This is a genomic window from Lysinibacillus sp. JK80, from assembly GCF_027557635.1.
GTDB lineage: Bacteria > Bacillota > Bacilli > Bacillales_A > Planococcaceae > Lysinibacillus > Lysinibacillus capsici.
Window position 1 is genome coordinate 1,653,188 of the sequence record NZ_CP058997.1, and the last position, 11,331, is coordinate 1,664,518.

An 11,331-nucleotide genomic window follows, 5' to 3' on the forward strand; every position below is an offset into this window, starting at 1 on the left:
TTTTCAAGTAAAAAACTTTTAATAATTGAAAATCCTTCTTTTTAACAATAAAACAAAAATCCCGAATAGTCGATACTATTCAGGATTTTACTAGTTTTCATTTATTCCTACTTATCCTTTAACACCTTTCCACCTGCTCCACTAACCCGTGTATGGTTGCATCTCGCAAATTTATATCAAAGCGATAGATGACAAGATAAAAACAATGCTGTTAACTGAGGCCTGAGGAATTCGATGTCGTAATGAGCAGCTATCCTTCTACAGGTGCAGGAAATGATTTTTGCTGATTATATTTTAAAGCATCCCTTCATCAAAGCAACCTGTAATAAAATTGGTAAGTACAGTTCTAAAAATCGCCAAGTTCCTTGTAAGCACTACAGGAATTTGGCGATCTTTATGTGTAGCTATTTAAGCCTGTTGGCGGATATCTTGAATGCTCTTCCCTTCAGTAAACGCATGAATCGATGCAATGGAGCCCACCGATTTAAAATTTGCCTTCTCATAGACTTTGGCAACCTGTTCACTAATTGGTAATATCCAAAGATCGTCCAATCCCAGCTTGACTGATTGCTGTTGGATATGCTGCAGCATATAGCCGATTAAACCTCGACCACGATAGCTTTCAGTTGTTGCAACACTTTCAATCCTACCTTGATTTTCTGACACAAAAATATTTGCTGAGCAGCACGCCACCCCATCTAGTCTTAGTAGATAATACGTAAAATGTGACGAATGATAGGTTTGCTCAAATGCCTTTTTTATTAATGAAGGCTCCCCAAATGCAGAAATGCTCATTTCTACTGCTAATGCTTCCTCCATATTTGCATCCGTTACACGCTCAATTTGAATGGCAGGATTAGGTGGAAGTATCGCATATTCACCGTCCCAGTACTGAACTTCATTAACAAAATGCTCATATTGAAAGCCGTGCGTCTCTAATGCCTCTATACATAGCTGATTTTGTTCTAGATTATATAAATAAATACGCGGGATCAGAGATTTTGATTGGTAGAAATCTTTGATGTCGTGTAAAAATAAGTCAGGTTGTTCAATCTTTCTCCAAATCTGTGCATGATTTGCATCGTAATAGGTTGGGATAGCCTGATTGTAAAATAAGACCCCCTCCTTACAAACCTCCACTTCACTGAAACTCTTCACATACTCTATATCAAGCTGCATAATGCGTTCTAAATTAAACATGCTCTGTGCCCCCCTCTAACCATCTTTCATATAAATTTTCTAATTGAAGTTCAAGCTTCTGCCGTTGTTCTTTAGCAAGCGATGGTTGTTGTAGTTTTGTCTCTAATTTTTCAATTTGCTGTTCAATCGGTAATTCTTTTTTAGGTGGCTGCGTTTTATTTACTGGTTGTTTTTCAACCATTTTCATTGCAAGTTCCTGTCGTTTTTCTCTAGCCCACTCATAATCTCCCTCAAAGACTTGAATCGTCTGGTTTTCAATCCACGCCGTTTTCGTAAAAATTTTCTGTAAGAAATAGCGGTCATGTGACACCCCAATAATCGTGCCTTCAAAGGATTCCAGTGTCTCTTCCAATACTTCTCTTGCTTCAATATCTAAATGATTCGTTGGCTCATCTAAGATTAAGACATTGATATCCTCATGCATTAATTGTGCTAAACGAAGACGCATTTTTTCTCCACCACTTAAGTCCTTCACTTTTTTAAAGACATCATAGCCATAGAACAAAAATCGTGCGAGTATATGGCGAGCTTCCGCCTCTGACACGGCGACACTTTCACGAAAGGCATCAATTAATCGTATAGCAGGATTTGGATGTTCAAATTGCTGGGAAAGGTATCCAAATTTCACATTACTTCCAATCTGACACACTCCCTGATTAGGAATGATTTCCCCTAACATCATTTTTAATAATGTTGATTTTCCACTACCATTGCTCCCAACAATCGCTAATCTTTCGCCAAAATAAATAGCTAGATTGCTTTCCTTCAATAAAGGCTTATCAAAGCCATGATCAATGGCTTGCAAAAGCACGACCTCTTTACCACTGCGTTCAGCCATCGTTAACGCTAAATTCATTTTCTTTTTAGTGAGGGGCTTCTTTACTCGCTCGATACGTGCTAATGCTTTTTCCATACTTTTTGCACGTCGATGCATCGAGGCGTTTGGTGGATTCGCCTCATTCGCCCACTGCTTTAATCGTTTTATCGTTTCTTGCATCTTTTTAATTTTCTTTTGCTGCTCTTCATAATTTGCAAACTGTTGCTCAATTTTTGCTTCTTTTTGTGCTATAAAGGCATCATAATGGCCGTTATACGTAAAAGCCTCCCCATCCTCAATTTCAATAATCTTCTGGGCTACTTGATTCATGAATTGACGATCATGGGATACGACAATGACAATCCCCTCAAAGTTTCGCACATAATGTTCAAGCCACTCAATAGCTTGCATATCCAGATGGTTCGTTGGTTCATCCAATAACAAAATAGAGGGCTTTTTCAATAAAATTTGTCCAAGCATAACCTTTGTTTTTTCCCCACCACTTAAACTACTAAATGGCTGCTCTAGCATATCTGAAATACCTAGTCCATTTGCAATCATTGCTAGCTGTGCATCTACTTCATAGCCCCCTAATAGCATAAATTGCTCCTGCAATTGGCCATATTGTAGTAATATTTTATCCGTGACCGTCGTCTGCATCTCTTGCTCAAGTGCTGTCATTTTTGCCTTTATTGCATAAATATCCGCAAATGCTTCCTCCAGCACTTCTTTCACAGCATGGAGTGGATAATGTGGAATCTGATGTAAATAGCCAATCGTCGCTTCTTTACTTTTAATTATTCGTCCCTTGTCAGGTATCTCTACCCCTGCAAGCAGTTGTAATAAAGTCGTTTTTCCACTGCCATTTACACCAACAATCGCCACATGTTCACCACTATTTACCTCTAGCTGTAAGTTCTCGAATAATATATTGCCACCCATAATTTTTTGAATTTGTTCAGCTTTCATTTGCATCGTTTTTTCCTCCAATGAAACGTGCGAAAACATCTTTAGAACACAAAAAAGACTGCTCATTAACAAGCAGTCCTCTTCTCAATTAAATGTGTGAAAAAGAATGGTTAATTCGCTACGTTTGTTATTTGATTTTGCTTAAAAATGGACAGACCTATCCCGTTGTTCGCAAAATCGAAAGTAATCACACGTGCAAAATACATAGCCGTATCCACTTTTACACATGTTTTCGTAGCGTTTTTATTCATTCCTTCTCACCTCCGTTCATAGTAGTTATGGCTATCATAACATTATTCGGATTATTTGGAAAGGGAAAATTTAACGTTCATTTATCATTATTCAAAAGTTCTATTTGATCGAAATTCGCACAAAGAAAAACATGAGAGGTTGATTCATAGCCCCCTCATGTTTTCACTTTTCTTACAAATACTTTTACCACAGGAACCAGAAAAATCGAGACAACTAGTACACGAAAAAGCTGAAAGGCCGTGACAATCGTGACATTTGCATGGACCGAAGCGGCAATAATCCCCATTTGATCAAGACCACCAGGAACAATACTTAAAAAGCTTGTCCTAAAATCAAGGCTGTACAACGCTGCCATCACAAATGTTAAACCATAGGCTGCCCCAATAAAAATGCCCGCCGAAACAAACGCATAAAAGATATGCTTCTTCGATAAATGTAAATCCTCTTTTTTCAATAATAATCCAATATAAATTCCTAGCATGAGTTGGGCAATATGCAGAAGCGATAATGGTAATTTTGGCACTTCTATCCCTGCCATATTAACGCCCATTAGTAAAAACACAGGGCCTAGCATATAGCCTGTTGGAATTTTAAGCTTTTGTGCTAGCCACCCTGCGCCACCACATACCACAAGTATACCAACAAGGTTCCATGTGTATGTTCCATCAATCATAGAACTATTGCCACCTGCCCCTGCCACCATTAAAGGAACAAAGCCAACGATTAAAAGAACGCGAAGGATTTGAAAGAATGTGATGACCACCATATCCATCTCTTGTTGCTCTTCCGCAAATGCCACAACCTGCGACATGCCCCCAGGAACACAACACGTTAAGGCAGTCGCAAAATCTAAATCTGTCCGCTTGGCAACAAGGAAACTTACCGCAAAAAACAACAAAATAAATATGATATTTAACACGACCATGCTCCCTAAAAAAAGCTTGATGTCCTGTACAGCTTCTGGTGTAAAGGCATAGCCGATAGAATAACCTGCTACGACTAAACCAAAATTGCGGAAAGAATGATGCCATTTTAATTGGACGTTGGTGGATAGCTGCACGATGAGCACCGCTGTAATCGCTCCTAACAGCCAAGGCATCGGTATATGGAAAAATTGAAAAACTACAGCACCTATTAAACCAATGCATAATGTGATGAACATATGCTTATCAAAAATAAACATGGTAGCAACCCCTTCAACTCGATAAGCCTATTATGACCTTTATAAATCGCTTTTTCTACTGGACCGACTTTTGAGCTGTTTGCTATCGTTGAAAAAGAACCTGTTATCCAACAAATAAAACCTCTTATCGAACAATTTATCCTTGCTAAAATTTTCTATGCTACATTAGTAATACCTGATTCAGCGTTTTTAAAGGAGGCCTCCTATGAAAATTCATTTAACCATCAATCATGAGCTCGAGGAAACTGAGGTTCATATTCATGCCAAGGAATATAATGAGCAAATTGAAAGATTGATGAGACAGCTTCAAGCATCCCAAACTACGATGCTAGATGGGTATGACCAACAAGAAATTCATCTCTTAAAAATTTCCGATATTTATTCCATTTACGCAGAGGATGCCAAAGTATTTTTACAGACAGATGAGCAAGAGTTTGAGTCCAAGCGAAAATTATATGAGCTTGAGGCTCAGCTAGCCAAAGATTTTGTACGCGTGAGTAAGTCTACACTCGTCAATATCCATAAAATATCCTCTATTCAAATGGGCAAAATCGGCACTACACAGCTATTACTTGAAAATGACGTAGCCATTCATGTCAGCCGAAAATATTTAAAAGAATTAAAGAGACACTTAGGTATTGGGAGGGATTCATAGCATGAAGTATTTACGCATGATGATTATCGGTCTACTCATTTCCCTTAGCTCCTCTTATGTCTTAGTGACACTTAGCGTCCTATCAAATAATGCGGTGGCCTCAGGAACAGAATTATTGGAGCAAATTGTTATCGCGGCCATTCTTGGAATTGCCATTGGTTTGCTATCCGTCATTTTTGATATGGAGCAATTGCCTTTTACAGTTCAGCTTCTTCTCCATTTAGTAGCGGTGACAGCATGTGTACTAACCGCAGGCTATTTTGGTAGTTGGTTTGATTCAGGTGTATGGTATGTACTTATTGCTGAAGCCATTATTTACTTGATTGTTTGGTGTATTCTATATGTTCTTCAATTAAATGATATTGAAAAAATCAATAAAGAAATTCAAAAGAGAAGGGATTAACCACTTATGACGTTTGCGATAAAAGTTGAAAATTTATGTAAACAGTATGGAGAACAGCAAGCTGTCAAAGGTATTTCTTTTACAGTCGAACAAGGCACCCTATTCGCTTTTTTAGGTGAAAACGGTGCAGGTAAATCTACAACGATTGAAATACTTTGTACTTTACTAAAAAAATCGAGTGGTCAAGTAACTATTAATGGTTTCACACTCGACGCAAGCAATGGTAATGCGGATATCCGTAAATCTATTGGTGTCGTTTTCCAGCAAAGTCTATTAGATGAGCGATTAACTGTACGTGAAAATATCCTCCATCGAGGTAAAACATATGGTTTATCGAAAGCACAGCTTACCGATAACTATCAATTTGTTTCCACCTATTTGCATTTAGAGGATATTGAAGAGAAAAAATATGGAACATTATCAGGGGGACAAAAAAGGCGAGCAGATATTGCTCGTGCACTGATTCATCGTCCAAGTATTTTATTTCTGGATGAACCTACAACGGGTTTAGATCCACAAACACGTCAATTTGTTTGGCAGGCGATTAAACAACTTCAACTGGAAACCAATATGACTGTTTTTTTAACGACCCACTATATGGAGGAAGCGGCAGTCGCTCACCAAGTCACTGTCTTAAAGCAAGGTAAAATTGTTGCACAGGGAACGCCCGATGCACTAAAAACAAAATATGCCTATGATTCAATGGCTCTCGTTTTTCAAAATGCACAGGAGGGTGTGAAGTTTCTTGAGGAAAATGCGATCTCCTACACAGAGAATCAAGGGATATACACCATCCGTTTAACGTCTACCTTACAAGCACTTCCCCTTTTAAAAAAAGCTGAGCCACTTATCGCCTCCTTCGAAGTCATTAAAGGATCAATGGATGATGTCTTTCTTCATATTATGGCAGAGGAGGAGGTTGCGTAGTGGAAGCATTAATTAGTTTAGTTCTGCGTAATAACAAAATATTTAGACGGGATAAAACACAGGTGTTCTTCTCCCTACTGTCAGTCATTATTGTCATTGTGTTGTACGCTGTCTTTCTCCAAAAAATGCAGGTAGATGCCATTGAACAACTAACAGAAGCTACACCTGAATTGATCACCATGGTCAATGAGTGGCTAGTAGCAGGTTTACTATCCATGATTGCTGTTTCGACTACACTTGGTGCCTATGGTATCGCTGTTAAAGACCAAGAATCCAAAGTACAAGCCGACTTTTTAACAGCTCCTCTTTCTCGTGCAACTATTCAGTTGAGCTATGTGCTCAATGCATTTATTATCGGCTGTATTTTTTCCTTTATTGCGCTCCTTGGCTGTGAAATCTTTATTGTCACAACGGGAGGTAAGCTTCTAAGTTTTGGGGATTTTATTCAGGTATTGAGCATACTGTTTTTATCTGTCTTGCTTGCGAGTGTTTTTAATTTATTTCTTTCGTTATTTGTGTCGACCCAAAATGCTTTCTCAACACTCGGCACAATTGTTGGTACATTACTTGGATTTTTATGTGGTGTTTATGTACCTCTTGGAGCTCTACCAAGCTTTGCACAACATATAATCATGTACTTTCCAATTAGCCATACAACACTATTATTACGCAATGCATTTATGGAGAGCTCTATTGCAAATGTCTTTGATGGTGTGCCCGTTTCTTATGTGGAAGATTATAAAATGAATTATGGCATTGTTTATGAACTAAATGGACATATACTTAGCTCCACAACAAGTCTAATTGTGATTGTCTGTACAATTGTAGTTCTTTCTCTAGCATCTATGATCTTATTTAAGAGAAAGTATAACTAAATATGAGCCAACCATTTTACACATCGTTTAGAATACGATGTGTTTTTTATTGCTTTAATACAAACATTTTGTTATTTTAAATATTAAATAACAAACAAATTCAGAATTCGTTTGTTTTATCAAGGAGGGATTGCAATGGATGTAAATGAATTATTTTGGCAAGCTCCTATCGATGATCTAAAAAAGGGATATATCGATCAAGCGACACACTTCACCTGCCTACTATGCGGTGAAAAAGTAGAAAAAGGCATTATTTATCCTCAAGAGGGCTTATTATATGAAGCAGAGAAAATGATGCAACACCATATTACATTGGCTCACCATTCTGTTTTTCATTATTTAAACGGTCTCAATAAAAAAATGACAGGCTTAACAGAACATCAAAGTCATATTTTACGCTTATTTTACGAGGGAAAATCAGATCAGGAGATAAAAGAAGAATTAGAGATTGGCAGTGCCACCACGATTCGCCATCACCGTTTTGCTTTAAAAGAAAAGGAACGCCAAGCCAAAACATTGATGGTGATGATGGAGTTACTAAAAGAACAAGATCAGAAGGAGGAACCATTTGTGCCTATTCATAAAACAGCTACTATGGTCGACGATCGCTATAACGTTACCCTCACGGAAGAACAGCAATTATTAGAGAAGCTATTTCCAAACGGTGTTGGCAAGGAACTGGTTCGCTTTCCAAAGCGCGAAAAACAGAAAATTGTAGTGCTGCGTGCAATTGCAAATCTTTTTGACCAAGAAAAGCATTATACTGAAAAAGAATTAAATGAATTGATTAAACCGATGTATGAAGACTATGTACACATACGTCGTTACTTAATTGAATACGGTTTTCTTGACCGGAAAGCAGATGGCAGTGCCTATTGGGTAAAAAAATAAGAAAGTAGGTTAATAAAAATGGATCATAAAAAAGAGTTAAAAGAAATGTATAAAGAGATGAAAATTGAAGCTGGCGTTTTTACAATGACCAATACACAAACAGGCAAATTATTTGTGGGGAGCTTTAATAATTTAAAGCGTTTAAATGGCTTTCAATTTATGCTAAAAACCAATACACATACGAACAAGGTGCTTCAGGCAGATTACAATTTATATGGTCAAGAAGCTTTTGAGGTGGAAATCGTTGAGTATTTAAAGAAAAAAGAAGAAGGCTATTTCGATGAAAAAAAAGAGCTCGAAAAGCTGGAGCAAAAATGGCTTGAGACACTAAAGCCTTATGGTGAGCATGGTTATAATTAGTCATTAGCGCATTTGCCAAAAAGGTAAATGCGCTATTCATTACTTGTTTGAAGGGTTGCCAATCAATTGAATTTCCTGCTGTGCTTTCTTCGTTAGTTTATTGAAAACAAGTTCATACGAATGCTTAATAAGATTCTCTACCAAATCCATCGGGACATCCTCAGCATCCATATAAATGGAATTCCAATGGGTTTTATTCATATAGTAACCATGTATAATGCTTGCATAGGCTTCTCGTAATTCCTCCGCTCGAGAAGGCTCACATTTCAATGTAAGAACAGGCTTACCTGTTCTATTTCCTCCAAGCATGGCATACAATTTCCACCGATATGATAGCGATCTGCTTGCCACTCCTCTTGATAGTCATACGTTGTTCCATGAAGCTGTATACAGTAAGCATGAATTATTTCTTTTTCCATCTTTACAATCCCCGTCCCCTCAAATAAAAACACACGTTCGATTATGGTAAGTATAACCTAAAACGTGTGTAGAGAATAGCATTATTTAGTTGTACCACGATCAAACATTCCGATTACTTCCGTCGTCTGTAAAATATTCACAAACGACTTTGGATCAGTCTCCTTAATCGTGCTTTTCACATCAGCTAGTTGGTAACGCGTAATAACAGTAATTAATACTTTCCGACCCTCGCCTGAATACGCTCCCTTTGCATCGATAATCGTTACTCCACGATGTAGCTTTTCTAATAGTTGCTGTTTGACCTCGTCCCCTTTACTCGTAATAATCATCAGCGTTAATTTAATATGGCTCGTATGAATTGTATCCACTACTTTTCCAGTTGCATAAATGGACACAAGGGTTAACAACGCCGCATCCCAGCTAAAGACAAAGCCAGAAGCAGCCACTACGATTCCATTCATAGCGGCAATTAACGTACCGAGCGGAAAATCACGTTTCCGGCTAAGTAGCATAGCAATTATATCAAAGCCCCCTGAGGAGCCAGCTGCTCGGAAAATCATGCCCATTGCAAACCCTACAATAACACCACCAAATAAGGACGCGAGGATTGGCTCTTGTGTCGCTTTGTGTATTGGAATAATATATAAACTCACTGACAACACAGCCACCGAAAGAATGGTGTAGCTAATAAATCGCTTGCCGAGCTTCATCACACCTAAAATCAGTAAAGGTAGGTTAAGCAGTAAATTTAACACGCCTGTATTTAAAGGGGTAATAATCCCAAGCATGATGGCAATACCACTCAACCCACCACTCAAGATTTCATGGGGAATCAATAAATAATTATAGGCAAAGGCCACTAAAATGGAAGAAAGTGTAATTATAATCACATTTCGCATAATGCTATCCCCTATCAATCAACGACCAATTTTTGATACATCTTTGTCATAGACTACCCAATTTACTCTCCTGAAAAACCTATCCTCTTACTTTTTCTTCTGTTCTTCCTTTAAAGGCATATTTTGTTTATGTTCCCCTGTATCCGCAACTTTATAGATTCGCTCAAGCATCGGTGGATGTGTATAACGGAACCACTTCACTAAGAGTGGCGGGTTCACTTCACTTAAGCCTGAAATCGTTAGCTTTTGAAATGCTGTTACAGCCGCTTCTCGATCATTCATAAGGTTAATAGCATATTGATCGGCTCTCGTTTCTTGATATCTCGATATAAAATTGGATACTGGATTGGAAGCAAATAGTAAAATAGAAGTAATGAGTAAAAATAATGGATAGGAACGAATGCTACTGATTTTATTAATTTTTAAAACCTGTCCATATCGTGAAATCAAGCGACGCATAATTTTCGCTGTTAGCCATAGCCCTATTAACATTAAGAATAAATAGCCTGCAATGCCAAAATAAATATGCTTTTCAACATAATGTCCCATTTCATGTGCCATGATAAATAAAATTTCATTGTCCGTTAGTCTATTTAATGTAGTATCCCATAGCACAATTCTCGAATTGCTCCCAATTCCTGTCACATAAGCATTTAAAGCATTTGTCTTTTCTGCCATGTTGACCTCATAAACATGCTCTGCCGGAATATTGGCCTGTGTAGCAAGTGAAAGTATCTTTGTTTCCAGTTCTTTATTTTTTAGTGGATAAAAATCATTGTACAAAGGATCAATGACAACTGGCTGAATGAACATCACAAAGATTGTAAAGGGGATAGTTAAAAGCCAAGCATAGAGCCACCATCTTTTTTCGCTCTTTTTAATGAGCCAATAAATCACCGTAACAATAATCAAGCTAGTGCCAAAATTCACCCAAAAATCAATGACACCATCCTTCATCCAAGATGCAAATGCTTGTGTACTGATGCCATAGCTTTTGCTTAGATGATAGCGATAATAATCAAGTGGGAATAGCACAATATAGAGCAATAAAGATAATAGGAATAAGTAACCCGCATTTTGCAATAGCTTCCACTTCGTTTGGGAGGTCGTCACATTTTCGAAATAACGAGATACACCCAATAGTAAAATCAAGAAGTAAATAAGCCATTCTAAAGGTGTGGCTACAAAGAATACAAAGTTCCGTATTTTTGAATATTCACCACTTAAAAAAAGCTCCTTGCCAGACATAAACATCACTGGATCTGCCGCCGTTCCTTGTAAGGCACTTGGTATTTTACCACCACCGCTGTGAAAAATATACCAGTACATACAAAGCACGTAAACACCGAAAAGTAGTAGTGTAACAATGCCCATTTTTTTCGCTATGTTATTTCCCCCTCATATCACCCAAAGTTCGTCCTATAGTAAGTGTAAGCGAAATTATCAAAGTTAGAACAAACATGGACCTACTTTTTTAATC

General features: G+C 37.8%; 12 protein-coding genes and 1 pseudogene. 6 read left to right on the forward strand and 7 right to left on the reverse strand.

All coding sequences use genetic code 11. The annotated features are described in order from the left end of the window. Window positions 1-408: 408 nt before the first annotated feature. From HXV90_RS08760 to HXV90_RS08775, 4 genes are all read right to left on the reverse strand, one after another. Window positions 409-1,200, reverse strand: a complete 792-nt coding sequence (locus HXV90_RS08760) for a GNAT family N-acetyltransferase (protein ID WP_269898820.1) — start codon at window positions 1,198-1,200, stop codon at window positions 409-411. Next, on the reverse strand, window positions 1,193-2,992 hold the full coding sequence (abc-f, locus tag HXV90_RS08765; RefSeq protein ID WP_269898821.1) for a ribosomal protection-like ABC-F family protein: 1,800 nt from the start codon (window positions 2,990-2,992) through the stop codon (window positions 1,193-1,195). Before abc-f ends, HXV90_RS08760 begins: the two co-directional genes overlap by 8 nt. 104 nt (window positions 2,993-3,096) lie before the next feature. Next, window positions 3,097-3,237 carry an RAxF-45 family protein gene (locus HXV90_RS08770; protein WP_004232534.1) on the reverse strand — a complete coding sequence of 47 codons (141 nt, stop codon included), beginning with the start codon at window positions 3,235-3,237 and terminating at the stop codon, window positions 3,097-3,099. 155 nt (window positions 3,238-3,392) lie between these two features. Then, a complete protein-coding gene (locus HXV90_RS08775; protein ID WP_048389717.1) occupies window positions 3,393-4,421 on the reverse strand; it encodes an AbrB family transcriptional regulator in 1,029 nt (342 codons plus the stop codon). A 205-nt stretch (window positions 4,422-4,626) separates the two neighbouring features. Between HXV90_RS08775 and HXV90_RS08780 the strand changes: the two genes are divergently transcribed. The 6 genes from HXV90_RS08780 to HXV90_RS08805 all read left to right on the forward strand — a co-directional run bounded on the left by HXV90_RS08780 (window position 4,627) and on the right by HXV90_RS08805 (window position 8,532). Next, entirely contained in the window at window positions 4,627-5,076 is a 450-nt protein-coding gene (locus tag HXV90_RS08780; RefSeq protein ID WP_048389715.1) for a LytTR family DNA-binding domain-containing protein, read from the forward strand. A gap of 1 nt (window position 5,077) precedes the next feature. Continuing rightward, window positions 5,078-5,479, forward strand: a complete 402-nt coding sequence (locus HXV90_RS08785; RefSeq protein ID WP_048389711.1) for a DUF3021 domain-containing protein — start codon at window positions 5,078-5,080, stop codon at window positions 5,477-5,479. A gap of 6 nt (window positions 5,480-5,485) precedes the next feature. Continuing rightward, the gene (locus HXV90_RS08790) at window positions 5,486-6,406 is read left to right on the forward strand and encodes an ABC transporter ATP-binding protein (protein WP_112117647.1); all 921 of its coding nucleotides are present in this window, start codon (window positions 5,486-5,488) and stop codon (window positions 6,404-6,406) included. After that, entirely contained in the window at window positions 6,406-7,281 is an 876-nt protein-coding gene (locus tag HXV90_RS08795; protein ID WP_066037596.1) for an ABC transporter permease, read from the forward strand. The genes HXV90_RS08790 and HXV90_RS08795 overlap by 1 nt, the downstream gene beginning before the upstream one ends. Before the next feature lie 135 nt (window positions 7,282-7,416). After that, window positions 7,417-8,172 (forward strand): DUF2087 domain-containing protein, encoded by a 756-nt coding sequence (locus tag HXV90_RS08800; RefSeq protein ID WP_269898822.1) that lies wholly within the window; start codon window positions 7,417-7,419, stop codon window positions 8,170-8,172. 18 nt (window positions 8,173-8,190) lie between these two features. Beyond that, complete coding sequence (locus HXV90_RS08805) at window positions 8,191-8,532, forward strand: GIY-YIG nuclease family protein (protein WP_048389707.1); 342 nt, start codon at window positions 8,191-8,193, stop codon at window positions 8,530-8,532. A 39-nt stretch (window positions 8,533-8,571) separates the two neighbouring features. Here HXV90_RS08805 and HXV90_RS08810 read toward each other — a convergent pair. The 3 genes and pseudogenes from HXV90_RS08810 to HXV90_RS08820 form a co-directional block, all read right to left on the reverse strand. Continuing rightward, window positions 8,572-8,951: pseudogene (locus HXV90_RS08810) on the reverse strand (MmcQ/YjbR family DNA-binding protein). A gap of 81 nt (window positions 8,952-9,032) precedes the next feature. After that, entirely contained in the window at window positions 9,033-9,851 is an 819-nt protein-coding gene (locus tag HXV90_RS08815; protein WP_004232517.1) for a YitT family protein, read from the reverse strand. 87 nt (window positions 9,852-9,938) lie between these two features. Next, window positions 9,939-11,237: a M48 family metallopeptidase gene (locus tag HXV90_RS08820; RefSeq protein WP_048389701.1), complete on the reverse strand. Its 1,299-nt coding sequence runs from the start codon at window positions 11,235-11,237 to the stop codon at window positions 9,939-9,941. Window positions 11,238-11,331: the final 94 nt, after the last annotated feature.